General features: G+C 54.3%; 22 protein-coding genes. 16 read left to right on the forward strand and 6 right to left on the reverse strand.

The annotated features are described in order from the left end of the window. The first annotated feature begins 13 nt into the window (after window positions 1–13). The 9 genes from ACR6AS_RS19255 to ACR6AS_RS19295 all read left to right on the forward strand — a co-directional run bounded on the left by ACR6AS_RS19255 (window position 14) and on the right by ACR6AS_RS19295 (window position 10,284). Window positions 14–1,360, forward strand: a complete 1,347-nt coding sequence (locus tag ACR6AS_RS19255; protein WP_158527478.1) for a fimbrial protein — start codon at window positions 14–16, stop codon at window positions 1,358–1,360. After that, window positions 1,326–2,063 (forward strand): fimbria/pilus periplasmic chaperone, encoded by a 738-nt coding sequence (locus ACR6AS_RS19260; protein WP_434163517.1) that lies wholly within the window; start codon window positions 1,326–1,328, stop codon window positions 2,061–2,063. Before ACR6AS_RS19255 ends, ACR6AS_RS19260 begins: the two co-directional genes overlap by 35 nt. An 89-nt stretch (window positions 2,064–2,152) precedes the next feature. Then, entirely contained in the window at window positions 2,153–2,713 is a 561-nt protein-coding gene (locus tag ACR6AS_RS19265) for a LuxR C-terminal-related transcriptional regulator (RefSeq protein ID WP_158527477.1), read from the forward strand. Window positions 2,714–2,738: 25 nt separating this feature from the next. After that, on the forward strand, window positions 2,739–4,058 hold the full coding sequence (locus ACR6AS_RS19270) for a TolC family outer membrane protein (RefSeq protein ID WP_434163518.1): 1,320 nt from the start codon (window positions 2,739–2,741) through the stop codon (window positions 4,056–4,058). Window positions 4,059–4,074: 16 nt separating this feature from the next. Further along, window positions 4,075–5,334 (forward strand): HlyD family secretion protein, encoded by a 1,260-nt coding sequence (locus tag ACR6AS_RS19275; protein ID WP_434163519.1) that lies wholly within the window; start codon window positions 4,075–4,077, stop codon window positions 5,332–5,334. A 24-nt stretch (window positions 5,335–5,358) separates the two neighbouring features. After that, window positions 5,359–7,545 carry a peptidase domain-containing ABC transporter gene (locus ACR6AS_RS19280; RefSeq protein ID WP_434163520.1) on the forward strand — a complete coding sequence of 729 codons (2,187 nt, stop codon included), beginning with the start codon at window positions 5,359–5,361 and terminating at the stop codon, window positions 7,543–7,545. Window positions 7,546–7,566: 21 nt separating this feature from the next. Beyond that, window positions 7,567–8,013: a DcrB-related protein gene (locus tag ACR6AS_RS19285; RefSeq protein WP_434163521.1), complete on the forward strand. Its 447-nt coding sequence runs from the start codon at window positions 7,567–7,569 to the stop codon at window positions 8,011–8,013. A gap of 902 nt (window positions 8,014–8,915) precedes the next feature. Then, window positions 8,916–9,809: a winged helix-turn-helix domain-containing protein gene (locus ACR6AS_RS19290; RefSeq protein ID WP_434163522.1), complete on the forward strand. Its 894-nt coding sequence runs from the start codon at window positions 8,916–8,918 to the stop codon at window positions 9,807–9,809. Then, complete coding sequence (locus ACR6AS_RS19295; protein ID WP_434163523.1) at window positions 9,802–10,284, forward strand: YqeJ family protein; 483 nt, start codon at window positions 9,802–9,804, stop codon at window positions 10,282–10,284. Before ACR6AS_RS19290 ends, ACR6AS_RS19295 begins: the two co-directional genes overlap by 8 nt. Before the next feature lie 109 nt (window positions 10,285–10,393). Here the strand turns inward: ACR6AS_RS19295 and ACR6AS_RS19300 are convergent, their stop codons facing one another. Beyond that, complete coding sequence (locus ACR6AS_RS19300) at window positions 10,394–10,816, reverse strand: FidL-like protein (protein ID WP_367396381.1); 423 nt, start codon at window positions 10,814–10,816, stop codon at window positions 10,394–10,396. A 65-nt stretch (window positions 10,817–10,881) separates the two neighbouring features. Then, entirely contained in the window at window positions 10,882–11,706 is an 825-nt protein-coding gene (locus ACR6AS_RS19305) for a winged helix-turn-helix domain-containing protein (RefSeq protein WP_111138271.1), read from the reverse strand. Between the two features lie 336 nt (window positions 11,707–12,042). Between ACR6AS_RS19305 and ACR6AS_RS19310 the strand changes: the two genes are divergently transcribed. Beyond that, on the forward strand, window positions 12,043–12,927 hold the full coding sequence (locus ACR6AS_RS19310) for an ROK family protein (protein WP_367396379.1): 885 nt from the start codon (window positions 12,043–12,045) through the stop codon (window positions 12,925–12,927). Between the two features lie 46 nt (window positions 12,928–12,973). On the opposite strand, the gene ACR6AS_RS19315 is transcribed toward ACR6AS_RS19310, so the two are convergent. Next, window positions 12,974–13,900 (reverse strand): Rpn family recombination-promoting nuclease/putative transposase, encoded by a 927-nt coding sequence (locus ACR6AS_RS19315; protein WP_434163533.1) that lies wholly within the window; start codon window positions 13,898–13,900, stop codon window positions 12,974–12,976. Between the two features lie 566 nt (window positions 13,901–14,466). After that, window positions 14,467–15,255 carry a MipA/OmpV family protein gene (locus ACR6AS_RS19320; RefSeq protein ID WP_367396378.1) on the reverse strand — a complete coding sequence of 263 codons (789 nt, stop codon included), beginning with the start codon at window positions 15,253–15,255 and terminating at the stop codon, window positions 14,467–14,469. Between the two features lie 129 nt (window positions 15,256–15,384). Here ACR6AS_RS19320 and ACR6AS_RS19325 point away from each other — a divergent pair, with 129 nt between their 5' ends. From ACR6AS_RS19325 to ACR6AS_RS19340, 4 genes are all read left to right on the forward strand, one after another. Next, complete coding sequence (locus tag ACR6AS_RS19325) at window positions 15,385–16,080, forward strand: response regulator (protein WP_111138268.1); 696 nt, start codon at window positions 15,385–15,387, stop codon at window positions 16,078–16,080. After that, window positions 16,077–17,246 carry a sensor histidine kinase gene (locus tag ACR6AS_RS19330; protein WP_367396377.1) on the forward strand — a complete coding sequence of 390 codons (1,170 nt, stop codon included), beginning with the start codon at window positions 16,077–16,079 and terminating at the stop codon, window positions 17,244–17,246. Before ACR6AS_RS19325 ends, ACR6AS_RS19330 begins: the two co-directional genes overlap by 4 nt. Before the next feature lie 93 nt (window positions 17,247–17,339). Next, window positions 17,340–18,473 (forward strand): efflux RND transporter periplasmic adaptor subunit, encoded by a 1,134-nt coding sequence (locus ACR6AS_RS19335; RefSeq protein ID WP_434163524.1) that lies wholly within the window; start codon window positions 17,340–17,342, stop codon window positions 18,471–18,473. Further along, window positions 18,470–21,511 (forward strand): efflux RND transporter permease subunit, encoded by a 3,042-nt coding sequence (locus ACR6AS_RS19340; protein WP_418799695.1) that lies wholly within the window; start codon window positions 18,470–18,472, stop codon window positions 21,509–21,511. Before ACR6AS_RS19335 ends, ACR6AS_RS19340 begins: the two co-directional genes overlap by 4 nt. A 29-nt stretch (window positions 21,512–21,540) precedes the next feature. Here ACR6AS_RS19340 and ACR6AS_RS19345 read toward each other — a convergent pair whose 3' ends face one another. Beyond that, the gene (locus ACR6AS_RS19345) at window positions 21,541–21,786 is read right to left on the reverse strand and encodes a hypothetical protein (protein ID WP_111138264.1); all 246 of its coding nucleotides are present in this window, start codon (window positions 21,784–21,786) and stop codon (window positions 21,541–21,543) included. A gap of 71 nt (window positions 21,787–21,857) precedes the next feature. After that, on the reverse strand, window positions 21,858–22,763 hold the full coding sequence (locus tag ACR6AS_RS19350) for a LysR family transcriptional regulator (RefSeq protein ID WP_434163525.1): 906 nt from the start codon (window positions 22,761–22,763) through the stop codon (window positions 21,858–21,860). A gap of 104 nt (window positions 22,764–22,867) precedes the next feature. Between ACR6AS_RS19350 and budA the strand changes: the two genes are divergently transcribed. Both budA and alsS read left to right on the forward strand, forming a co-directional pair. Continuing rightward, window positions 22,868–23,650 (forward strand): acetolactate decarboxylase, encoded by a 783-nt coding sequence (gene budA / locus ACR6AS_RS19355; protein WP_367396374.1) that lies wholly within the window; start codon window positions 22,868–22,870, stop codon window positions 23,648–23,650. 14 nt (window positions 23,651–23,664) lie between these two features. Further along, on the forward strand, window positions 23,665–25,344 hold the full coding sequence (gene alsS, locus ACR6AS_RS19360) for an acetolactate synthase AlsS (RefSeq protein ID WP_418799703.1): 1,680 nt from the start codon (window positions 23,665–23,667) through the stop codon (window positions 25,342–25,344). Window positions 25,345–25,354 lie beyond the last annotated feature (10 nt).

The raw sequence follows: 25,354 nt of genomic DNA on the forward strand, positions 1-25,354 counted from the left end.
AATGAGAACCCCTATGAGACTCAACATCACTAAATCAAGACCCTGGCTGGTCGCCGGCCTCTTCATGGCCTGCGCAACAGATGTGCAGGCATTCTGCTCCAAGGTCACAGGTATTGGTACCGGCACTTCATCGATCCCGCAGGACGTGGCTGATATGGGCTATACCGCCGCACCCTGGGGGAACGGGGTATTGAATGCCGCAGCAGGCGTTATCTCCTTCGGAACCATTATTATGGGCACGGGCGCTGAAGCGCTGGTACCTGCCGGAACAGTGATCGCCTCTGCTGACCTGCCGTTTATCGATAAAGGGCTGAAAGAGCCGTACGCGGCCAATCAGATCGTGTTTAAGTGCGCGCTGAGTGATGCCGACGAGTTGTACGAGATATACGCCCTGGCGGGAGGATCAGGAATGTTTTATGGGGGCAAGGCCGTTTCGGATGTCGAAGGGGCTTATCAGACGCCAGCGACCGGAATCGCTTATCGGATTACCAATCAAAAGACCGGGCTTTACTACACCGGCTACTGGCAGGAACGCAAGATGACTCCCGATGACTATGTTGTTGTCGGTTCCACCCTCTACATACCCGCTTCGTCTTTCGATAGCGCCACCTTTGAGTTGCTCAAAACCGATGATATCTACGGCACGCCTACACGCAATGCCTTCTCTCAGATTGTTACCCCACAGGCCTATGAGGCACTCAGAGCGCCTAACATCAATAACAACGCCGCGACGGGCAGTCTGGCTTACTCCCCCACGCCAGCCATGACATCGGCAGTCTGGAGTATGCGAGGAGGATCAACGACCATCATCCACGGCAATGCCTGCACGCTGGCAGATTTTGATCAGGTCGTTAAGTTGCCGCCCATCAGCACTGGCGGTCTGCGCGACGGTGAGAAGAGCAGTAATACCTTTAATGTTGCAATCAGCTGCGAAAAAGGTGCGTACTCAGGCACCGATTCCAGCGTCAGCAATGCACCTGTGGCGGTAGGGTTTCTGGTGACGCAGCCCACCGCGCTCTCTCAGGCGAGTGCACTTGGTCTTCAGACTAGCGCTGGCGGCATCACGCATCTTCTGGACAACAATTACGGTGCCAGCGGTGTCGCTTCAGGTGTCGGGATTCGCCTTTATTCCTCAGCGGGCGCCGCGCTGAATCTGCTGTCCAGCACCGCGACTACAGGCACCGGGGCAGCTGCAGGCTGGTATGGCTATGCAGACCTGATGGGGGAGACCGGCGTAACGCCCGAGGGCGGCACTGAATATGCAGGAACCTTTACCGCTTCACTTGAACAACTTCCGGGATTAACCGCTCAGGCAGGATCAGTTAATGCGCAAGCACAGATTATTGTCAGCCTTCAGTAACCTGCTGATGACCGGTGCTCTCACGCTCTGCACAGGCCCCGCCTCTGCGGTTGTTAACAGCACACAAAGCCGGCTGGTATTTAATGAAAACAGTGAAGTGCAATCGCTGACCGTGGTGAACTCTTTAAGAGCGCCAGCGCTGGTACAGATGTGGACCGACGACAGCGATCCACTGAGTCCGCCAGAACGCATAAGTACCCCGCTGGTCGTCGTTCCACCACTGTTTAAATTAGCCCCGGCTGAATCCCGCACTCTGCGTGTAATGCTGCTTTCGCGGAAGGATATGCCCCAGGATCGTGAACGGCTGTACTGGCTGAATATTTATCAGATTCCGCCATATACCCGGCAGCAGACAGCACAGGAAAAGAAAGTCATTTTTCCGGTTCGTATCCGACTGAAGATTTTTATACGTCCAACAGGCGTGAAAGCACCGGACGAGGAAATTGGTGAGCAACTGAAATTTTCAATTAATAAACTGAACACTAAAAATAGCGAATTGCAGGTTCAAAACCTGACCCCCTATTATATGAATATCGGAAGTATCAGACTGGGTAACGAAACGCTGAAATCAGAGATGATTGCGCCCTTCTCTTCCCGTTCGCTTGCCCTGAAACAAACGACCGACAGTCATATTTTGAGCTGGTCTGTCATTGACGACTATGGCACACAGAAATCATATAAAAGAGAGCTGAGCAGCCCGTGAAATCTGATACGCTCAAAACGATAAATATGACATATTTTCACAAGTATCATATGTCATACGACTTGATAGCTTCATTCATCCGACATGAAATGAACATTGAGAATATTAATCTGCAACACTTCCCAAAACTGGAGGATCTTTTAACTGCCGTAGAAAAAAATAGCATTGACATCATCATTATCAACTCTTCATGTTTGTTTGATGGCTCTTTTCGCGAAAAAGAGATCAGACAAGTTCTGGCCGCATCGTGTGGTAACAAACATATCATCACGGTTTTTTTCGCTCAGAACATGAAATCTGCGCTGCTGAAAAAAATGCTCGGTGCGGGTGTCAATATTATCATCAGCCTGCAGGACAGGCCGCAGGAGCTGATTAAAGCACTGACTGACAGAATGGTCTCCTCAGACGAAAAAGCCTATATTTCTCAGTCTGTCTGTGAAAACTTACAGCAGGAGTGCACTGAACTGACGCCTAAAGAGTGGGAGGTCATTAACCTTATCCGGGAAGGATATTCACTGTCAGAAATTGCCTCTAAAAAATGTCGCGCCATGAGCACAATTTCAACACAGAAAAGAAATGCAATGAATAAACTTCATCTTCGGAATGAAAACGAGCTATTACGCTTTTTGCACCAGAACGAACTATTTTAATTTTTATCTTATTTTTTGGAAATTCATGTTTATTAAATTTATCATGCCACTGGCAGGAGGGCTCCTGCTGTCAACCTATGCCTGCGCACTGTCGCTGCAGGAATCGCTGATAGCGGCCAATATCTATAATGCCGAGATTAATGCTGCCCGAAGCGTCCATGATGCCGATGCACAGAAAAAATATCAGGGTTTTGCCGGGCTGTTACCCGCAGTATCGCTCGACGGATCATGGAGTAAAAGCGATCAGCCCGATGCGGCTTACTCTGCAGGTGTCACCCGCCATAACTACAGTGTCAATCTGACACAGCCCGTTTTTGACCTGGCAAAATATGCGACCTGGCGCAGAAGCGTAGTAACCGGTGATTTAGCCGATGTGAATTTGCTGATTGCTCAGCAAAAACTGATCGGTAATGTGACCAATGCTTTTTACGGTGTCGTTTATCAGCGCAGTGTACTTAATACTAAGCAGCGGATCCTTACCGCATTCAGTGCCAGACTGAAACAAACTCAGAAAGCACTTGAAGTGGGTGATGGTACTCGCCTTGATGTTGCAGAAGCACAGGCTAATTATGATAAAGCGGTCGCCGATGAGCTTGCGGCTGAAAACGATCTCAATGATGCCAGCGTCTATTTCCGTCATTTAACCGGCCGGGACCCGCAGGGTATTTCAGACAGCACTCTGCGCTGCGTGCGTTTTCAAGAGAGAATTATACCTGAACAATTAAAACGTGACGCCGCAGCCAATAATCTCGACGTTCTGGCCGCTATCGAAAGTCTTAAATCCAGCGAAGCTGATATTCTGACGGCGACTTCTGCTCATTTACCGGTCGTCACCTTTCAGGCTGGCTACGGCAAAAACTGGAGTCGCGCCGAAAATGGAAACTATCTCGACACCCTGTTTGGCACCACATCTAAAACGGATAATACGCAAATCAGTATTAATGTTTCAGTTCCGCTTTTTGCCGGAGGTGGGCAGATTTCTCAAAGTCTGGAAGCCGCACATCGCTATGAACAGAATAAAGATTTAGTCATTGAAGCCCGACGCAAAGCTGAACAGCAGGCAATACAGGCTGCATCCGGCATTCAGAATAGCCAGTCACGCATTAAAGCGTATGAACGCGCCATTGTCTCAGCCAGTAAACGACTGACGGCAACCCGGTATGGTCGTGAGATTGGCCAGCGGACCTTAATTGACGAGTTTAATGCGGAAAAAGATTACTTCCAGGCGATTGAGGATCTGGCTCATTCTCAGAATGCATTAATCCAGTCGATTGTTAATTTGAAGACAGCAACCGGCTCGCTGGATTACGCCGCGATGAAAGTTTTTAACTGTGGTACGGCATAATCGGGAGTTTCAACGTATGAGTAACGACTTATTTCGTAAAGAATCGCTGGATGCAAAAAGGACACGGGTATTAGGTTCTGTCGCGCTCTATTGTCCGCCCTTCCGCTGGGTGGTCATTATGCTGATTTGTTTGCTGGTAGCTGTCCTTATCGCTTTTTGCCTGTTTGGCAGTTATACCAAACGGGAAACAGCGCAGGGTGTATTAGTGCCTGAAAATGGCATGATGAATATCACCGCAATGAGTGCCGGTACGGTAATTTCCCTTCCCATTCGTGAAGGCGAGAGTCTGCAGAAAAACAGCCTAATCGCGACCGTTTCTTCCGAAATCTCCACTCGCTATGGTCAGACCCGCGAGGCGATCGCTACCCAGCTTGAGTTTCAGAAAGCCGGACTGAACAGCCAGCTGGTTAATCTGGCTCAGCTTAATAGCGAAACTATCAAATCGCTGCAGGAGAAGGTCAGTCTGCTCGGCCAGCAGGCGAAAGAACTGGACACCATATACCGTCAGCGTGCGCAGCAGATTGAATTGTCGAAAACCCAGCATCGCAAGATGAGTGCGATGCGCAAGGAAGGTTACGCCTCGAATACCCAGGTAGAACAGCTACAGAATGATCTCCTCGATGCCAGCGTACGCCTGCAAGACGTTGCTCGTCAGAGGATTGATGTCCGGCAGCAACTGGCTCAGGCTCGGCAACAGTTACGCGAACAGCCGATCAGTTACGACCGGCAGAAGAATGAACTGCAGCAAAAGCTCTCAGAGATTACGCAGTCGATTGTTGAGAACGAATCGCGTCGCTCAATTGAACTGCGCACACCCGAAAATGGCACCGTCAGCGCCGTTCTGGTTAAGCAGGGACAGGTAGTCACTGCCGGCCAGACACTGGCGACGGTACTCCCGGACAACGTCCGCCTTCAGGCACGCATCATGCTCAGCAGCCGCGCGATCGGTTTTATCCAGCCCGGTCAGCGTGTAGTGCTGCGCTATCAATCCTTTCCCTGGCAGAAATTTGGACAGCAGTACGGGACGGTACTGGAAATTTCCAAATCTGCGCTTTCACCACAGGAAGTGGCCTCCATCACGGGTGATAACCAGGTTAAAGAGTCGATGTATCAGGTGAAAGTCAGGCTGGATAAGCAGACGATTCAGGCTTATGGCAGACAGAACAGCCTTCGCGCCGGAAGCGGGCTTGAAGCGGACTTCATTATAGATAAGCGCCGCATCTACGAATGGGTTCTGGAACCGCTTAATGCACTTGGCAAGATGACGTCATTATAATTTCTATATTTTATCAGGGTTATCATGGATTTATTTCACAAACTCAATTTATCTTTTCACCAGAAGTTACCTGTTTTACGGCAGACACAGGCCGCAGAGTGTGGCCTGGCCTGTATTGGCATGATCGCCGGATTTTACGGTCATCATATCGACATGATTTCGCTGCGCCAGCGGTTTCCTACCTCTCTGAAAGGCAGCACGCTGGCGAATGTTATGTCATTCGCACAGAACTTAGGTCTGGGTTGCCGCGCCGTCAGACTGGAACTGGAAGAGCTCAATAAACTGAATACGCCCTGTGTGCTGCACTGGGACATGAATCATTTCGTGGTGCTCAAAGGGATCGCCGGAAACAAACTTATTATCCATGACCCGGCGCGCGGAGTGCGCAAAGTTCCTATGGATGAGGTTTCAGACTCTTTTACCGGCGTGGCGCTGGAACTCTATCCGGCAGCAACCTTTGAGAGGAAGAATGAAAAAAAATCTATCTCAATGCTCAGCCTGATAAGGAACGTCTCTGGGATAGGTTCAGCCTTCATCCAGGTCGCCCTGCTCTCACTGGCGCTGGAATTTTTCGGCATCATTACACCCTTTTATATGCAGTGGGTGATCGACCAGGTTCTGGTGTCGGCGGATCGCGATTTACTGACGCTGCTCGGCGTCGCGTTTATCTGCGTCACCCTATTCCAGAATCTTATTTCAGCCTTACGCAGCTGGGTGACTACCTGGTTCTCCAGCATGCTGAGCGTGCAATGGTCATCCAATCTTTGTGCGCATCTGCTGGGTCTGCCGCTCAGTTATTTTGAGGATCGCCATGTCGGCGACATTCTTTCACGCTTTGGCTCCATCAGTAATATTCAGAGCACGCTGACAGGCCGCTTTATATCATCCATTTTTGATGGCGTGATGGCCGTCATAACACTTGCCATGATTTTTACCTACAACGCTACTCTGACCTTTGTAGTCATCGGCCTTTTCCTGCTGTATGCGCTGATACGCTGGATCTCATTTGAACCCTTTCGTCAGGCCAACGAAGACCAGCTGATGGCTTCCGCCGTGGTCCAGTCACAATTGCTGGAATCTATCCGCGGCGTTCAGGCGATCAAACTGAATAACAAACAGGATTTTCGTGTCTCTGCTTACACCAATGAGACAGTGGAATCGACCAACAAAGGGATCACCACCCAGAAGCTTTCGATCGGCTTCAGTACATTGCAGGGCACGATTTCAGGCGTGGGCAAAATTATACTTATCTGGCTGGCAGCGGCACAGGTGCTGGATGGCAACTTTACCAGCGGTATGCTGGTGGCGTTTATCTCCTTCTCCGATCAGTTCATGTCACGCTCTGCCGGACTGATCAACGCACTTATCGAATTCAAAATGCTTCGCTTACATGGCGAACGTCTGTCCGATATTGTCCTGAGTGAGAAGGAGCAAAATATGGAAAGCCACGTCGAACTGGCGGAACAGAAAGGCCCTGTTCGCCTTGATATCAGCGATCTCTCCTTCCGCTACTCAGCCACAGACGAAGAGATCTTTTCTGGTTTTAACCTGAGCATCGAGGCCGGGGAATCTGTCGCGATCATTGGCCCATCCGGACAGGGAAAAACAACGCTGGCAAAACTGATGCTGGGCCTTCTGAAGCCTACCGCTGGCGTTATCAGTGTGAATGGCATCGATCACATCAAACTGGGCATGACCTGCTACAGGGATCTGATCGGCAGCGTCATGCAGAGCGACATGATGTTTGCCGGTTCTATCATGGACAATATCAGTTTCTTTGACGCCAGCCTCGACAAAGCTCAGGTCGAGCGAGCTGCCCGCATCGCCCAGATTCATGCCGACATTATGGCAATGCCTATGGGCTATAACAGCATGGTCGGCGACATGGGATCATCGCTCTCCGGCGGTCAGATACAGCGCGTCATTCTGGCCCGTGCGCTTTACCGCCAGCCACGGCTGCTCATCCTTGACGAGGCGACCAGCCACCTGGATGTGGTCAGGGAGGGTGCCATTAATGACGCCATCAGGCATATGAGTATGACGCGCGTCATTATTGCGCATCGCCCAGAGACGATTCTGAGCGCGGACCGCATCATTCATATCCATCGCCACGGTGTTAAGGAGATATCCAAAGCGGATTTTGCAGCATTAATTAACTCTTCACAGCTTCGTTCAGAAGCCAATAAAACAGACAGCACTGCGGCTGCCTGACCATTACCTCAAGGAGCAATTATGAATAACCGTTTAATCTGCCTGGAAGGCACACTTCATTTTGAAGAAGAAATTAAAACTCAGACGATTAATATGATCACGTTTAAAAATGGGCAGCAAATTACCCTTAACCGGGACATCCTTCCGGCTGGGAGTACCTTTTTCGGCCACATTTCTCAGCAGATAGGTAATGCCGAAAGGATTCTCAATAATTTTAACCTTGTCAAAATGGATGAAGTCAAAGACGGGACCTTTTTTACAGATACTATCCAGCTCATCTATAGCTTCTCCGCGGGTCCGGGTAGTGACAAACGCGTCTGGCAGGCCACCTACTCCTGTCTGATTTCAGAAAATGAGATCATTAACTTTGGTTCGATGTACCCTGACGAAACATCAATGAAAAATGAAATGCACCGTTTACATCACTGCGCAAGAAATTTCGAACCAAATGCAACTAAATTACCTTAAAATTTTACGAAAATGGCTTTAAATTAAATGACATAAGGTCACCACCTTCTTAAGTGTAGAAACAATCCTATTTAAATTCATTCACACCAGATGCATAATTAACGCGACCAGTTAATGGCACAAACACTAACTGATCACGATAATTAATTTAAAGAAAGCAACGTGCGTGATTTAAATATGATAACAATTGAGGCTGTATCAGCAGCGGGCTTTTGAGATGAAATCAACAGTAAAATCATCGGCGGCACACATGGCAGCGACGGCGGCGACATTCCGGATGCTGGCCCAATCGGTAAGCTGGCAGGTATAGTGAGCGGCGGCTTGTCGCCGGAACTGTCGATGACTTGATGGTGAGCTCGAATGGCGCGTCTGCAGTACTTGCGCTGGCACTCAATTTTAGCAAAACCCTGCCGGTACTTTATGTGACGGTCAGGCGGTTAAGTAAGCTGAGCAAAGGGGGGCTGACTAAGCCCCCTTTTTATTATCCGTAACGCTGCGGCTGATAGTTACCCATATGCTGGAAATCACGAGCAGTGAAAGGCGGTAATCGGTTCATCGCTTCTTCGCCTGAAACCGTGTAGTTTCGACAATGTTATTCAGATAAGAACAGTTAAAACCTGATGATTTCCGAGGAGATAAAAAGTGCGCCATACTCTCAAAAAGCAGAAGATTTCGTTCAGGCATCCTGAAATCCTCTTATCTGATGCATGATCTGTAGAGCCAATTATCGGCTGCTTTACAGCCTCCGGAGTGAAATATTTCCAGAACCGGTGATAGTGCCATACTGTTCCCAGGCAAAAAACGTTCTCAAATGAGAATGGATTATTTAAGATAATATCTCTTTAAGATAACTTCATAAGCATGAAAAAGTTAAACTCTTTTTTTATTCTGAGCACAGACAAATGCATAACTATTACATCATTAATGGCTTTATTGAGTTTCATCCGGCAGCCAGTACACTGCGAAACCTCAACGATCCGGAAAAGGTGGTGGTTCTGAACTCTCCTGCAGGACGCTGTCTGTTATTATTAATCAACCGGAATGATACGATCGTAACGCAACAAGAGTTTATGGAGATTGTCTGGGAAAAAAATGGCATGATGGTATCGCCGAATACCTTCTACCAGAATATTTCAATTCTGCGTAAAGGGTTAAGGAAAGCGGGTCTGATTGAAGATCCTGTCGTTACTATTCCTCGGGTCGGACTTACGCTGGCCAGTGGCACCGAAATCATAAAACGCAGCAGTGTAGAACCTGAACCTGATAGCTCCCGAAACTCACTTTCTGATGAAAAGCGCTCTTCTGAAGCTGCATTACGGGAGGAAAAGGGTCCGTTGCATTCCCCTGAAGCGGAAAAGGTCGACACGCCCCCTGAACAGCCGCTTTCCGCCCGTCGCGAAAATAGTCCCCAATCTGAAATCGCTCTTCATCGAAACACATCCGGCATGCTGCTGTGGACTGTGGGGCTTTTAATCGCCATTTTACTGACGGTGACAGTGAATTTTTACAGAAGCAGTGACAATAACCGACACTACTTCAGTAAATATTTTTTTCTGGCCAATATTCATGGTTGCCACGTCTTTTTCAGCAATAAGAATGCAACGCCGGATGCCCGAATCAGAATGAGGTCTCTGGCTGAAAATCTGAAGACAAGCTGTAGCCATTACCCCTGGATTTATATCACTTACTATTATATGCTGCCGAGGATATCTGTCATCCGTTGCAATAAACAGATGGATGAACCTAACATCTGCATTTCAGAATACTATTTCAGAGGCTTAGAACAAAGTGATTAAGAAACTAGCAGGCGCTCTGCTCTGCGTTATTATAATTTCTGAGAGCACTTATTTATTTTACGCTTACCTCCAGCTTCAGCGGATTGATAACTTTAACTGCACAGCCAATCTGCTCCAACATTACAGTGACGAAACATATTACCTCACCCTTAATTTTATTGTTAACGATAACTTTGGCGTCGTTCATATAACCGGAAGCTCGGACAAACACCCCGAAAAAATCGTTAATCGAAAAATATCCTTTAAACTACAGCGCAATCGCGATCTTTATTATATGACTTCGCAAAAAAAAATCAGCCTGCCGGATGACAACATCAGCGATGAAGATTTAAGCCATTATGTTCCTGCTTTTTTTGTCACCACTGAAAAGGATATTTATATGCAGATTCAACAACAGCATAATAAGAACTTCCTCTTTAAGATAGAATCGATTCCTACCTATGTGTGCAATGCGAATTCCGGCAAAAGCCGCTGAAAACTGTCCCGCACCAGGTATCACAGCATGGCGAAGGCGAACCACTAAACCGTCAAAACGCTTATGCTGTTTGCTTTTTACAACAGATACGTTTGTCGTCAGTTTTGCCTCAATAACGCTCACAGGTAAACAGATAGGAGAGCGGCCCGCTGATAAGATAACTCTTTTCATCGACCCTGGTGAGATCGAGTTGCAGGTAGGTCGGGTCCAGCGTAATTTCCGAAAACAGCAAATTAAATATGGCATCCGGTGTTGTATCGTTGGTTGCGGTTACAATCGTTCTGATCTTATAGCGGTAGGTATTTTTTTCTATTCTGTTACCATTACTCAACGCAATACGTCGGTTAAGTACCGTTACCGTATCTCCGGCCGTGACCTGACCATTCAGCAAAAGATAACCCGAATGCGGATCGATAAAGCGCAGGTCCTGCGAAACATAAAAGTCTAACCGTTTGCCTTCATGACGGCTGAGGTCATAACGGCTGAATGCTGAGCAGCGAAAAGGCAGGTCATTATCCTGACGTTTAAACATCACACCTGCGACAAGGGTCACAAACAGGGTCAGTGACAGCGTTATTGTCAGAATGAGGTTCCGTTTCAATTCATTCTCCAGTCAAGATAGTAGAAGTTATCACAGGAAATAATGTGACCAGCACTGTTCAGGTTGCAGGAAGAGAGAATGGTTCTGCCATAATTGGTGGTATTGAAAGAGGGATTCTTATCAAAATAAATTCGCCTTCCCGGCACGCAGGATTGATTATTTTCTCTCAGCATCTGCAGAATCTGTTTATCCAGCGACTGCTTCTCAAAGACATCCAGGCCCTGGATAATAACGGCCTCGCAGCCGCCGTCCAGTCTGATTGTACTCATTGATGCACCTCTGGCGGGCAGATTATGCGTAGTGTAATACCCGTAAGCTCCCCCCAGAACAGCCAGCACCACTAAGACAAATAGTGTCGTTCTCAAAGAGAGTAAAGACTTTTTAACTACCGGGCGGGTTATCACCGGCGCCGTAACGACCACATCCTCGCGATGAACGACTTCCTGCGCCTGTTCTTCACTCTGATCTTCCACGACCGCGCATGCAGGAGAAGATTCCCGTTCGATTTTGATTTCGCTGTTTAACCGGATGCCAATCTTCGGAATAGTGATAATCAGATTGTCGCACCCATACGCCGCCAGCGCTCTGCGCAGAATACTGAGGTACTGATTCAGATTACTGTTTGAACCACGTAAACCATATTTATCCCAGACCTCCGTCAGCAGAGTCTCGCGCGCCAGTATTTCGCCCTGAGAATTCAGCAGCTGCTCAAACAATCTGCCGGCTGAAATGCTCAGGCTCAGCGTTTCCTCAGTAGGAATATGGCTCAGCGTGCAGTCATCAGAATTGTAAGCAATCTGGTCATCGATAATGTAAATCATTAAGAATTCACTGAATTTATGCTCATTCCCGACAGTATAATTCAGCTTATTTAAAGAAGCACCAGGCAGACACCTTAGGTGAAAAGGCGCATGAGTGGGCTGCTCAGGCCAGATAAGCAGGTTGTTGAGGCAGATCAAATTTAACAGAGATAACGTCTTCACCGACTGACGCCTGAATGCGCATGTCAGGTAACCCGACAAATCACGACGGCTCAGCTGACAGAGAAATCCCGAAGGATCTGCACCTTTCCTGACAAAAATGGCCAGCGCCGCGCTGCCTGACAATTTTCAGCAGCACTACAATTAATCGGGAGAAAATCACCTCCGGGGACATCAATGAAAATAGCAGCTTTCGATATTGGCGGGACCTCATTAAAAATGGGCGTGGTGGACGATCAGGGCAACATTCTTGTCAGCGACAGTGCAGATATTTCGCATAACGCACGCGACAGGATACTTGATGAAATCCTGGTCTGGCTGGAAAAGAATCCCGGCTGTGCGGGGATCGCTGTCAGCACGCCCGGTTATGTCGACGCCGCCGCCGGATATATCGCCATGGGCGGCACGATCCGTGAATTTGACCGGTTTCATCTGAGCCAGTGGCTGTCTGAAAAAACGTCGCTGCCTGCCACGGTGGAAAATGATGCACACTGCGCTTTGCTGGCGGAGCAGTGGCTGGGTAAAGCCAGAAAGCTGGATGATTTTCTGATGTTAACGATCGGTACCGGACTAGGCGGCGCGGCTTTCTGTAACGGCGCACTGATTCGGGGTGGCCGGAATCGGGCGGGTGAGTTTGGCTGCCTGCTCACTTCGCGCCCCACCAGCAGCGATATTGAACGCCACACCATGAGCCAGAGTTGTACCATGACGGCCCTGCGAAAACATTACAGTCAGCGGCGAGGAGTGCCCATTGATGACGTCACGGGTAAAGATGTTTTCGATGCGTATGACAGAAACGAAGACGCTGCCCGGAAGACCGTCACTCAGTTTTACCAGGATCTTGCAGCCTGCTTATATAACCTGTTCAGCGTCTTTGATCCGCAGATGATTTTTATCGGGGGAGGAATAACAGCCCGCGAACCGTTTCTGGAGGAGTTGGGTGAACAGCTGGCGAAATATGATCTCGATATTCACATCGATGCCGCAACCTATGGCAATGACTCTGGCATGCTGGGCGCGACCTGGAATTTCCTGCAGCGACAGCCATCCACCAAAAGTTAAAGGATGGCTGAAATGTTGATATCGGGATAACCGGACCAGCTCAGGCTCAGTGCCGGAGTTTTGCCAGCTCGTCTGACGTCAGGCCCGTCATCTCCATAATGGTTTTATACTCCAGACCATTCTGTAACATGGCGCGCGCAATTTTCAGGGTGGCTTCGCGTTCACCTTCCGCGCGCCCTTTTTTCATCCCCTTCTCCATCCCTATATCAACGCCTTTCTGCTCGAGCTGCTGTGCAATGGTCATCAGTGCATCTCCGTGTTGTGGCACCCGTAGTGCCAGTTCGCGAACGAAAGCTTCATAGTCAGCTGACTCGCCAGCCTGCAGTAAATAGTTTATCAGCGTCAATACCTGGGGTGAAGAGAGATAATCGGCCATCAGCAAAGAGGAGAGACGGTCTGTCAGCGTTGCCATGTCACGTTGACGAATATGTTTCTGTAACAGCGTCAGCGCCGCCATACTGCGATGCGTCATGATCTCGTCATCCGGGATCACCGAAACGTCAACCAGCGGGAACGCGCCGCTATACAGCGCTTCGGCCACATGGGGATCCTCGAACTCGTCAAACCAGCAGGTTGACCAGGGATAGGGGGAGCGCTTTCCGGCATAGAACAAGATCGGGATCACCAGAGGCAGACGTTTATGCCCTGCATCAAGATGACGCTGCATCGCTGCCACCGCATAACGCAGCAGACGAAAGGCCATTTGCCTGTCCGGTGTAGACTGATGCTCAATCAGAACGTGGATATACCCGTCACCATTCAGGGTTCTGAGACTATAAAGAATGTCACTGTAGTACTGGCGCAGATCCTCTTCCACAAAAGAGCCTGACTCAAGTTTCAGGGTGTTAAGGTCACAGATCGCGAGCAGATTCTCCGGGAGATGAAGTTGCATAAAATCCCGCGCAACATCAGGATGCGTCAGAAACTGCCGGAAGGTGGCATCATGTGGTGTGGGATTATTTTTCTTTTCCATGTCCATATTTTGTGTTCCTTTTGTACGTTATTAACATCACAAAGTGAAAATAACCCACACATGACCAGCATCGTGACATTGCGCGGCTATTCATTTACCTGACACGAAGGCTTCTATTATTCATCGATGATGCTGGACGAACCCGATACTCGCGCCCCCCGGTAAGTAATGAGTCATAAAGACAATAAAATCAGAATGATGAAGAAAGCGATCTTATTGAAAGATTAAGTTCAGACATGAGGAGTGACAATATCGATACCGGTAAATAACGCCTGAAAGGCGCAGAATAATTATGCTCAAATGAAAACGCACACATATAAAAAACTTATTCGCGCGCCTGTTAACCCGATCTTTAAATTCAATAACGGTTATCGCCGACAGCCATTTCTGGCTGCCGTATCTGGAAGTTTGGTTTCGGCTAACGCTGCGGTGGGCTAGAGAAGTATTAATATGGCAGCCTGTTTTTTCCTGCTGAAAAACTTCAGACAGGGCACATGATGCCCTGCCGGCTAATACAGGCAGGATAAGCCTGGCAGCAACGCATTCGGATGGTGTCAGAAGGGTGGTCAGAACGAGTAGCTCAGTGCCAGCGTCGCGGATGCGTTGTTGCGCCGGGCAACGACAGGGCTATCTGAAGCGTGTTTATCCAGCCATGTGTAATCGCCGATGACGCTGGCAGCCCAGGCAGGCGTAAACTGATGGCTCCATGTCAGCGTGGTGTCGGTGCCATAAAACCCACCCGCCGCATCATAACGCTCAAACCCGCTCTGTGCGCTTTGCTGGCGGCTGACGCCATACCAGGTGTTCATATAGCGTCCATCGCCTGATAATGCCGCGACCTGAAGGGCCACGGTGTCGCTGCTGGTCTGCCAGGGAATCAGCGTTACCGAGGTCCGGTACTGTACCCCCTGGCTGTCACTCAGCGGCAGCGTCGCTTTCTCCTCCAGCACCAGCCAGGGGGTAACTGACCATCCCAGCGCCAGCGAGGTGTTCAGCGTCGGATCGATCTTCCCCATCCCTCTGAGCCGATCGTCACCGTCCCGCCAGGAGGAATTCCGGTCAGAACGCCCCAGCCCGTAGCCCAGGGTATGTTCAAGATAGAAGCCATTGTCCGTCTGCAGGTCATAACCCACTCCTTTCTGCGAATCGAAAAAGAGTGCGCCATCGCGAGCCTGGACCAGCGGCATCAGCTGCCAGTGCTGTTTATCTGCGCCGCTGTAACGCGGTGCATTGATCGCGGCGATGCCCAGCGTCACGCTGGGGGGCGGCGTCGCTGACGCATCCGCAATCGCATCAGCCGTCAACCAGCCCAGCGAAAAACAGACCATGTGAAGCGTTATTTTTCCGGTTATCATCACATCTCCTCATTATCACATCAGGGGCGGAGCTGAGGGATCCAGTGCCGCATCACCGCCCGGAGTATGCGCGGCGAGTGTCAATGAACGGCCAGGGATTTATGAAGAAACAGTCAAGGTGATCCGGAAATGCAGTCAAAACGTATACTGATTATTGAAGATGACGCCGATGCCGCGGGCGTGCTTGAGGCTTACCTGAAACGTGAAAATTATGAGGTCATGATTGCCGGTGACGGTCCGGGTGGGCTGGAGATAGCCAGACGCTGGCAGCCTGATCTGATCCTGCTGGATATCATGCTGCCGGGCATGAACGGCACCGAAGTGCTGACTGCGCTGCGGCGGCGTGATGACACACCGGTGATCATGGTGACGGCGATGGGCGATGCGCCGGATCGCATCGGCGCTCTGCGCTATGGCGCAGATGACTATGTGGTCAAACCCTACCATCCGGGTGAAGTGGTCGCGCGCGTGCAGGCTGTGCTGCGCCGCAGCCAGAGCCATGCACCGGTCAGTGAGACCCTGCGCTGGGCCGATCTCGTGGTAGATCCGGTGGCGCTCACCGCCGTGGTCGACAGCGGCAGTGCCACGCCGCGCCGTCTGGATCTGACGCCCACCGAATTTTCCCTGCTGGTCACCCTGATGCGCGCCCCGACGCGCCCGTTTACCCGCCTGTTCCTGCTGGAGCAGTGCCTGCCGGAGAGCGATGCGCTGGAGCGGGTGGTCGACACCCATGTCTATAACCTGCGCCGCAAACTGGAAGCCGCAGGCATCTCCGACGTTTTACCGGCGGTACGCAGCGTTGGCTATCGGTTCAGACAGCCATGAAGAGCGATACCCATACCTCGCTGTGGCGCTGGATCTGCCTGCGGGTGCTGTTTCTGGCCATCGGCAGCGTCATCCTGATCGCCATCTGTATGTGGCTGCGCTTTGCGATGCAGGCCTGGTGGGTTTATCACCGGATGCCCGCTGCGGTGGCAGAGGAGTTTACCCGGCTGCGTCTCCATCCCGCCAGCGATCCGACGCGTTTTCACCAGATTGTCGATCGCTGGTGGGGAATTACCTTTTCCGATCCCTCCCTGGCCTCTTCTGACTGGCTGACCGTGCTGGTGCTGGTCATGGTGGCCATTCCGTTTATGGTCCTGATGGCGCTGCGGTTTGCCCGTCCACTTTCGGCACAGTTCAGCCAGCTGGCTGGCGCAGCGCGCGCCGTATCGAAAGGCGAATTTGGCCGGACGGCCGCAGTAGTGAAAGAAGCCCCGCAGGAGCTGGTGCGCTTCACGGAGGACTTTAACCAGATGACGCAGCAGCTGGCCCGCTATGAGCGCGAGCTGCGCACCTCGCATGTGGCGATGGCCCACGAACTCCGCTCGCCCCTGACGGCGGCGATGGGCCGTCTGCAGGGCATTCTGGATGGCGTTTTTCCGGCCGAGCCGCAGCAGCTGGCAATGATCATGAAGCAGCTGACGCAGCTCAGTCGCCTGACCGACGAACTGCATCTGCTCTCACTGGCGGATGCGGGGCAGCTTACCCTGAACCGCGAGTGGATTGATCCCGGCGAGCTGCTGCGCGAGCGCAGCGGCTGGCTGCTGCCGCAGGCGGAACAGGCGGGGGTAACTATCAGCGTCAACTCGCCGGAAGATTTGCTGCTTTCTGGTGATCCCTTCCGCCTGGGTCAGGTCGTCACCATCCTCATTGAGAATGCGCTGCGCTACGCGGCAGAGGGTGGCGCATTACAGATCACGGCCAGCGCGCGCGATCGGGCGATTGTGCTGACCTTCCGTGATTACGGTCAGGGCGTGGAACCGGCGTTTCTGCCCCGGCTGTTTGACCGCTTTACCCGCGCCGACTCCTCCCGTGCCCGTCACTCCGGCGGCAGCGGCCTGGGATTGTCGATCGCCAAAGCGATCGTCGAGGCGCACGGCGGGTCACTTGAGGCCACGCTGCCTGCTGACGGCGGGCTGCTGATTAGGATCACGCTGCCAGTGGAATAAATCGTTCTGGCTTGACCGTTTCTTGATGGTTCATGGAACGTTTCTGGACACAAGCCGGGTTCAATGAGCACAACGCATTAAAGGAACCCGGTTATGACAGACTTCTTATCTGATGCTGCCCGTCAGGTGTGGCGTCATCTCTTCACCGTTCACATCGTTGCGCCCGTGGTGTTTGTCCTGCTCGGCGTGTTCATTCTGGCGGGCTGCCGGGATAATAATCCGCCGCCCGCCGCTGCGCCGATCCGCCCCGTCAGAACCACGATCGCCCCGCCGCCCAGTACCGATGCGTCACAGGTGCTGACCGGCGAAATCCGCGCCCATGAGGAGGTCGCGCTGGCGTTCCGGCTGGATGGCCGGGTTATCAGCCGCACGGCGGAACTGGGCGATCGCGTCAGCGTCGGCCAGCCACTGGCAGCACTGGAAAATGGTCAGTCCCGTAATGAACTGAGCAGTGCACAGGCCGAACTGGACAGCGCCCGCGCTGCTGAACAGGTCGCTGCGCTCAATCTGCACCGTATGGTGCTGCTGATGCCAGGCGGTGCCATCGCCCGCAGCCAGCTGGACAGCGCCCGGGCAGACTGGCAGAGCGCGCAGTCGCGCCGTGTCAGCAGCGAGGCTGCGCTGAAAAATGCCCGGGATAAACTCAGCTGGACGCAGCTTAACGCACCCGTTGCAGGCCGGATCACGTCGGTTTCAGTTCAGCCCGGTCAGGTGGTCAGCGCCGGGCAAACGGTGATGGCCCTGGCCGCAGATGATGCGCGCGATGCGGTGTTTGACCTGACCACGCCCGCCCTGCTACGCCCGGAGCAGGGCACGCCGCTGAAGGTAACGCTGCTCGCCGATCCGGGTGTTCAGGCCAGTGGCGCGGTGCGCGATATCAGCCCGCAGGCCGACCCACAGACCCGCACCTGGCGGCTGCGGATCGCTCTTCATCAGCCGCCTGAGGCGATGGCACCCGGATCCACGGTCATCGTCAGCCTGCCTGATGCGCAACCCCCGGTCATCGCCCTGCCCGCCAGCGCCCTGACCCGCTCAGCCGACCAACCCGCGCTGCTGGTGGTTGATGCCACTTCACGCTTACAGCTCCGGCCGATCGTACTGGCACGTTTCAGTGCTGAGCAGATCTTCGTCGCGTCGGGGCTACAACCAGGTGAACGCGTTGTCACCGCCGGTATCAGTACGCTGCAGCCCGGTGAAAAAGTGAAAGTGATGCAGGAGGCGTTATGAACAGACCGGCGGGCGTCAATCTCTCTGGCTGGGCGCTGACCCATCAGCAGCTGGTGATCTTTTTCATGTTGTTGATCATGGCTACAGGTGTCCTGAGTTACGAGCATCTGTCTCGCAATGAAGATCCGGCGTTCACCATCAAAACGGCGGTGATCTCGGCGCAGTGGCCCGGTGCAGATGTGAACACCACGGTGCAACTGCTCACTGACGTGCTGGAACAAAAAGTACAGGAGATCCCCTCACTGGATGCGGTTGAAAGCGAAACCCGCGCCGGACGGACGGTCATCTACGTCAACCTGCGAGATGACACACCGCCCTCGCAGGTGGCGGGCATCTGGTATCAGCTGCGCAAAAAGATGCAGGATGTCGCCCCCTCGCTGCCGCAGGGCGTGGTGGGTCCGGCAGTTAACGACGAATTTGATGATACCTTTGGCACGATTTATGGCTTTACCGCAGAGGGGTTTAGCGCCAGAGAGTTGCGCGATCGGGTCGATGCGCTGCGCCGGAGTCTCGCCAGTCTGCCCGACATCGGCAAAACGCGTCTGCTGGGCGTACAGGAGCAGCAGATCGTTATCGCCTTTTCTCCGCGCAAGCTCAACGGTATGGGGCTGGATTTGCAGCAGGTCAGCGATGCCATCCGGGCGCAGAACGACGTTGTTCCGGCAGGCAGCCTGCGCACCGATCGCGAGAATATCGCGCTGCGGGTCAGCGGCACCCTGACCTCCGTGGAGAGCCTGCAGGCGATAACCCTGCATATTGGCGACCGCTTTATACCGCTCACCGATCTGGCCACGATCACTCTGCAACCGGCCACCCCCCCGACACCAACGTTCCGGGTTAACGGCCAGCCCGCTATCGGGCTGGCGATCTCCATGGCTGCCAGCGGCAATATGCTCGATTTCGGTAAACAACTGAATCAACGCATGCAGACGCTGGCCGAACAGCTGCCGCACGGCATTACCCTCACCCGCGTGGCGGACCAGTCTTCTGTAGTGAAGAGTGCGGTCAGCGGGTTTGTGCGGATACTGGGCGAGGCGGTGGTCATCGTCCTGGCCGTCTCCTTTGTCTCGCTGGGTCTGCGTGCCGGGCTGGTGGTGGCCGCAGCTATCCCGCTGGTGCTGGCGATGACCTTTACCGGCATGTTACTGGCAGGCATCGGCCTGCAACGGATCTCACTCGGCGCACTGATCATCGCGCTGGGGCTGCTGGTGGATGATGCCATGATCACCGTCGAGACGATGGTGGCGCGGCTGGAAGCGGGCGACAGCCGATGGCAGGCTGCAACCTGGGCCTTTAAAACCACCGCATTCCCGATGCTGACGGGGACGCTGGTGATGATCGCCGGTTTTATTCCGGTCGGATTCGCCGCCTCCAGCGCGGGCGAGTATTGCTACTCCCTGTTTGTGGTGATCACCCTGGCGCTGCTCTGCTCCTGGGTCGTCGCGGTGATCTTCTCGCCGCTGACTGGCTGCTGGCTGCTGTCCGCGACGTCAATCAAGGCCCATCAGCCGGGCTGGCTGATGCGCGGCTATCATCGTCTGCTGGAGCGTATCCTGCGCTACCGGCTGGTGACGATTGGCGCGGCCCTGGGGATGCTGCTGGTCAGCCTTTACGCCACCAGCTTTATGCAGGGTGAATTTTTTCCTGCCTCCGATCGGCCGGAACTGCTGGTCAGCCTGACGCTGCCTGCCAGCGCGGCCCAGGCGGAAACCACCCGCCGTACCGCCCGGCTGGAACAGATATTGCGCGGCGATCGGGATGTGGCAAACTTCACCAGTTACGTGGGCTCGGGAGCGATACGCTTCTATCTGCCGATGGATGTGCTGCCTGACAATGAGAACATCGCGCAGCTGGTGGTGGTGGCGAAGGATCTGGCGGCGCGCGATCGACTGCGCAGCAGGCTGGAACAGACGCTGGCGGCGGATTTCGGTGACATCACCACCCGCGTCTCGCCGCTGGAGCTGGGCCCGCCGGTGGGCTGGCCGCTGAAATATCGCATCACCGGCCCGGACAATGCCCGGGTGCGGCAGGCTGCCAGCCAGCTGGCGGCGCGGCTTGCCCGCTCTCCGCTGACCCGCGACGTCAATCTCACCGCGGGCGAGCCGGAGCGGGTCATGACGCTGGCGGTTAATCAGACCGCCGCGCGCGCCGCCGGACTCGCCTCCGACACGATAGCCCAGGCGCTGAACACCCTGCTGTCCGGCAGCGTGGTGACCACCCTGCGCGATCGCAACCGGCTGATCGATGTGGTGCTGCGCAGCAATGACGCAGAGCGCCAGGATACTGATACGCTGGCCGGACTCATGATCACCAATGCCAGCGGAAAAAAGATCCCGCTGCGGCAGGTGGCGACGCTTAACTGGGGCGTGGATGATCCGGTCATCTGGCGACGTCAGCGGCTGGCCGCCATCACCGTACAGACGGATATTGCGCCCGGCCAGCGGGCGGAACAGGTTTCACAGCAGCTTGCTCCGGCCGTTGCCTCGCTGCGTGCCACGCTGCCCGCCGGATACCGCATCGAAGAGGGGGGCGTGGTGGCGGAGTCGGACAAAGGCAACGGTTCGGTGTTTGCGCTGCTGCCGATCACGCTCTGCGCCATGCTGCTCCTGCTGATGCTCCAGCTGCAGCGCTTTTCCGGCATGCTGCTGGCGCTGAGCATGGCGCCGTTTGGTCTGCCCGGTATTGTGCTGGCGATGCTTCCGGCGGGAACACCGCTGGGATTTGTGGCGCTGCTGGGCATTATTGCGCTGGCAGGCATTATCATCCGCAATGCGGTGATCATGATCAGTGAAGTAGATGCCAACCGACGCGCCGGACTGCCCGCCAGTGACGCGATCAGAGAAGCCGCGCATCACCGTGCGCGGCCTATTGTGCTGACCGCCTGTGCGGCTATCCTCGGCATGATCCCGATTGCCCATCAGGTGTTCTGGGGACCGATGGCGCTGGCGATTATCGGGGGACTGATCAGCGCAACGCTGGTGACGCTCACGGTACTGCCTGCGGCGTTAAGCCTGCTGTTGCAGCGCAGTGCGCGCTGAACCGCCGCCAGCGGGATCGCTGGCGGCAGTCAGTTCATCACCTCGACCAGTATCAGCGGGCACTTTCTGACTTTGCAGGCCTGACTGTAGGCCAGCGAGCAGACCGAACAGAGGTCGCGCACGTCAGACTGGTACTCATACTCCATGAAATAGCGGAACCGGCCGCCGGCAGAGTCTGTTCGCCAGAATCGCTGCGGCTCAAGAATTTCGTCCAGTTGCCTGAATGTCAGGGCTGACGGGTTATGAAACCCGACTCTTACGCGGTATGTTGTCATGCCCCGATTATTGGCATCCCGGCACCCTGCCGCCAGCTGATTATTGTTTTCAGTACGATAGCTGCCGCTTATCAACCGGTGTCGCCCGGGGCAGTTGGTGAGTCCGGCAACAGCGCCAGCAGATGCAGAACCGCCTTTGACGGATGATGGCGACGCCAGGCAAAGGCAACATCCGTAAACAGCGTGTTGTTTTCAATGTCGCTGAAGCGGACCTCGGGGTTATCGACGCAGCGCATCGACTCCGGAACCAGCGCGATGCCGCAGCCCGCCGCAACCATCCCCAGCGAAGTGGTGATCTGCGGCGCCTGCTGAAAAGTATGACGGGCGAACCCGGCCCGCAGACAGGCCGTTACGATCAGCTCATAAAGGCTGGGTGAAACGTCGCGCGGAAAGATAATCAGCGTCTCATCCGCCAGCGCGGAGAGCGCCAGCACAGGCGTGCCGCTGAGGGGATGGCTGCGCGGCAGGGCAATGAGCATTTTTTCCGTGGAGATGACGCGCAGATTAAATGCCTTGCTGCTTTCACATGGCAGCCGGATAAAGGCGGCATCCAGCAATCCCTCCTGCAGATCCTGCATCAGCAGGGCCATGTTCTCTTCCCGCGTCAGCAGCGTCATCGCCGGATAACGCGCCGTAAACTGACGGATCAGGGTAAAGATGCGCGGATTAAACGCCACCGAGCTGGCAAACCCCAGCGAGAGCTGACCGCTGATCCCACGCGCGATGCCGCGCGCATTCTCCAGCGCCTGGTCGGCAAGCTGCACGATCTGCACCGCATCCGTCAGAAAGGCTTCCCCCGCTTCCGTCAGCTCTACCCCACGTGTCAGCCGCTTTAACAGCGGCGTGCCAATCTCCTGCTCCAGCCGCAGTATCTGCTGACTCAGGGGCGGCTGCGAAATCCCCAGCATTTCGGCGGCCCGGGTAAAGTGAAGCGTCTCAGCAACGGCAACAAAATAACGCAGATGGCGCAGTTCCATATCAAAAACGTCTCAAAGTTAACAGGTTTCGCTATTGGACCCGACAGCGGAATCGGTTCACCATTAGGTTAACACGGCTTAACGGTTATTCGATGAGGCATCAAATGAGCAATTATGTAACTGATTGTTCCTGTGAGGATCAACTCAAACACACCGTCCTGAAACTTTCTCAGGATGCACCAGAAAGTGTTATCTATCAGACCTCTCTGATGAGTGCGCTGCTGAGCGGCGTGTACGACGGTAATGTCAGAATCGCTGACCTGTTGCGCAAAGGTGACTTCGGTCTGGGCACCTTTAACCGGCTGGATGGCGAGATGATCGCGTTCGACAGCAAGGTCTATCAGCTGCATGCCGACGGCAGCGCCCATCCGGCCGACCCGGCACAGAAAACCCCGTTTGCGGTGATGACCTTTTTCCGACCGCAGCACCGCTATGAGTTTGACCAGCCGCTGTCACGTGAGGCGATTCATCAGGTGATCGATCGCCAGATCACCTCTGATAACCAGTTCTGCGCGCTGCGTATCAGCGGTCATTTCAGCCGCGTCGACACCCGCACCGTGCCGTGCCAGTGCCGTCCCTATCGCTCAATGCCGGAAGTCCTGGGCGACCAGCCCACCTTTGCTTTTCGCCAGCGCGCGGGCGAGCTGATTGGTTTCCGCACGCCGCAGTATATGCAGGGGATCAACGTCGCGGGCTATCATGAACATTTCATTACCGACGACCGCCAGGGAGGGGGTCACATTCTCGACTACGCGCTGGAGCGGGGCACCCTCACCTTCGGTGCCATCAGCAAGCTGGTCGTGGATTTACCGCAGGACAGCGACTTTCTGAATGCCGACCTGAACCCCGCCAATCTTGACGCCGCGATTCGCGCGGTAGAAAGCTAATCAGAGGAAAGACGATGAAAACTCCAACCGATACCACGCTCTGGACCTGCGGCGCTGACCTGGTGGTTGCGCAGCTGGAAGCGCAGGGCGTGCAGCATGTCTTTGGTATTCCTGGCGCAAAAATCGACAAGGTTTTTGATTCGCTGCTGGACTCCTCTATCCGGACCATTCCGGTTCGCCATGAAGCTAACGCCGCGTTTATGGCCGCTGCGGTAGGCCGTCTCACCGGTAATGCGGGCGTGGCGCTGGTCACCTCCGGGCCGGGCTGCTCCAACCTGATCACCGGTATGGCCACCGCCACCAGCGAAGGGGATCCGGTGGTCGCCCTCGGCGGCCAGGTCAAACGCTCCGACAGTGCCAAGCAGGTCCATCAGAGCATGGACACGGTGGCGATGTTTCGCCCGGTCACCAAATATGCCGTTGAGGTCACCGATCCCGCGGCGCTTTCTGAATGTCTGTCGAACGCCTTTCGTCACGCCGAACATGGCCGGGGCGGCGGTGCCTTTATCAGCCTGCCGCAGGATATTGTCGACCAGCCGGTGACCGGCAAGGCGCTGAGCAGCAAAGGCCGCCCGGTGCTGGGTGCCGCGCCCGATGCGATGATCGACGCGGTCAGCCGGGCGATTGCCGGGGCAAAAAATCCGGTCATCCTGCTGGGCCTGATGGCGAGTCAGCCAGAGAACAGCGAGGCGATCCACGACCTGCTGACCCGCAGTCATATTCCGGTGACCAGCACCTATCAGGCAGCAGGGGCGGTCAGACAGGAGCACTTCTCACGTTTCGCCGGACGCGTCGGCCTGTTTAACAACCAGGCGGGCGATCGGCTGCTGCAACAGGCTGACCTCGTCATCACCATCGGCTACAGCCCGGTGGAATATGAACCGGCGATGTGGAACAGCGGCAGCGCCACCCTGATCCATATCGACGTTATCCCGGCTGAGGCCGACAACCGTTATCTGCCGGATGCCGAACTGGTGGGCGACATCGCCGCCACGGTGCGCAAACTGGCGGCACGGATCACCACCCCGCTGCAGCTGACCCCGGAAGCGGCCAGCATCCTGGAGGATCGGCAGCAGCAGCGTAAATTACTGGCGATGCAGGGGGCCAGCCTCAACCAGTTCGCCCTGCATCCCCTGCGCATCGTGCGCGCCATGCAGGACATCATCAACAGCGACGTGAGCCTGACGGTCGATATGGGCAGCTTCCACATCTGGATCGCCCGCTACCTCTACAGCTTCCGTGCCCGTCAGATCATGATCTCGAACGGTCAGCAGACGATGGGCGTGGCACTGCCGTGGGCGATTGGGGCCTGGCTGGTCGATCCGCAGCGCAAGGTGGTGTCGGTCTCCGGCGACGGCGGCTTCCTGCAGTCCAGCATGGAGCTGGAAACGGCCGTGCGCCTGAAAGCCAATATTCTGCATATCGTCTGGGTGGATAACGCTTACAACATGGTGGCGATGCAGGAGGAGAAAAAGTATCAGCGCGTCTCAGGCGTCAACTTTGGCCCGATCGATTTCAAAGCCTACGCCGAAGCGTTTGGCGCGGCGGGCTTTGCCGTAACCCGGGCAGCCGAACTGGAACCGATGCTGCGTCAGGCGATGGATGTTCAGGGTCCAGCGGTCGTGGCCGTGCCGGTCGATTACGCCGACAACCCGCTCCTGATGGGTCAGCTGCATCTGAGCCAGATTCTTTAATTTTACGTGA

It is taken from the genome of Pantoea phosphatilytica (assembly GCF_051025615.1).
Taxonomy (GTDB): Bacteria; Pseudomonadota; Gammaproteobacteria; order Enterobacterales; family Enterobacteriaceae; genus Pantoea.

Bases quoted from the DNA above. Each gene is read 5' to 3' on its own strand.
- ACR6AS_RS19255 (WP_158527478.1), top strand. From the start codon at position 14: ATGAGACTCAACATCACTAAATCAAGACCCTGGCTGGTCGCCGGCCTC.
- ACR6AS_RS19260 (WP_434163517.1), top strand. From the start codon at position 1,326: ATGCGCAAGCACAGATTATTGTCAGCCTTCAGTAACCTGCTGATGACC.
- ACR6AS_RS19265 (WP_158527477.1), top strand. From the start codon at position 2,153: ATGAACATTGAGAATATTAATCTGCAACACTTCCCAAAACTGGAGGAT.
- ACR6AS_RS19270 (WP_434163518.1), top strand. From the start codon at position 2,739: ATGTTTATTAAATTTATCATGCCACTGGCAGGAGGGCTCCTGCTGTCA.
- ACR6AS_RS19275 (WP_434163519.1), top strand. From the start codon at position 4,075: ATGAGTAACGACTTATTTCGTAAAGAATCGCTGGATGCAAAAAGGACA.
- ACR6AS_RS19280 (WP_434163520.1), top strand. From the start codon at position 5,359: ATGGATTTATTTCACAAACTCAATTTATCTTTTCACCAGAAGTTACCT.
- ACR6AS_RS19285 (WP_434163521.1), top strand. From the start codon at position 7,567: ATGAATAACCGTTTAATCTGCCTGGAAGGCACACTTCATTTTGAAGAA.
- ACR6AS_RS19290 (WP_434163522.1), top strand. From the start codon at position 8,916: ATGCATAACTATTACATCATTAATGGCTTTATTGAGTTTCATCCGGCA.
- ACR6AS_RS19300 (WP_367396381.1), bottom strand. From the start codon at position 10,816: ATGTTTAAACGTCAGGATAATGACCTGCCTTTTCGCTGCTCAGCATTC.
- ACR6AS_RS19305 (WP_111138271.1), bottom strand. From the start codon at position 11,706: ATGATTTACATTATCGATGACCAGATTGCTTACAATTCTGATGACTGC.
- ACR6AS_RS19310 (WP_367396379.1), top strand. From the start codon at position 12,043: ATGAAAATAGCAGCTTTCGATATTGGCGGGACCTCATTAAAAATGGGC.
- ACR6AS_RS19315 (WP_434163533.1), bottom strand. From the start codon at position 13,900: ATGGAAAAGAAAAATAATCCCACACCACATGATGCCACCTTCCGGCAG.
- ACR6AS_RS19320 (WP_367396378.1), bottom strand. From the start codon at position 15,255: ATGATAACCGGAAAAATAACGCTTCACATGGTCTGTTTTTCGCTGGGC.
- ACR6AS_RS19325 (WP_111138268.1), top strand. From the start codon at position 15,385: ATGCAGTCAAAACGTATACTGATTATTGAAGATGACGCCGATGCCGCG.
- ACR6AS_RS19330 (WP_367396377.1), top strand. From the start codon at position 16,077: ATGAAGAGCGATACCCATACCTCGCTGTGGCGCTGGATCTGCCTGCGG.
- ACR6AS_RS19335 (WP_434163524.1), top strand. From the start codon at position 17,340: ATGACAGACTTCTTATCTGATGCTGCCCGTCAGGTGTGGCGTCATCTC.
- ACR6AS_RS19340 (WP_418799695.1), top strand. From the start codon at position 18,470: ATGAACAGACCGGCGGGCGTCAATCTCTCTGGCTGGGCGCTGACCCAT.
- ACR6AS_RS19345 (WP_111138264.1), bottom strand. From the start codon at position 21,786: ATGACAACATACCGCGTAAGAGTCGGGTTTCATAACCCGTCAGCCCTG.
- ACR6AS_RS19350 (WP_434163525.1), bottom strand. From the start codon at position 22,763: ATGGAACTGCGCCATCTGCGTTATTTTGTTGCCGTTGCTGAGACGCTT.
- budA (WP_367396374.1), top strand. From the start codon at position 22,868: ATGAGCAATTATGTAACTGATTGTTCCTGTGAGGATCAACTCAAACAC.
- alsS (WP_418799703.1), top strand. From the start codon at position 23,665: ATGAAAACTCCAACCGATACCACGCTCTGGACCTGCGGCGCTGACCTG.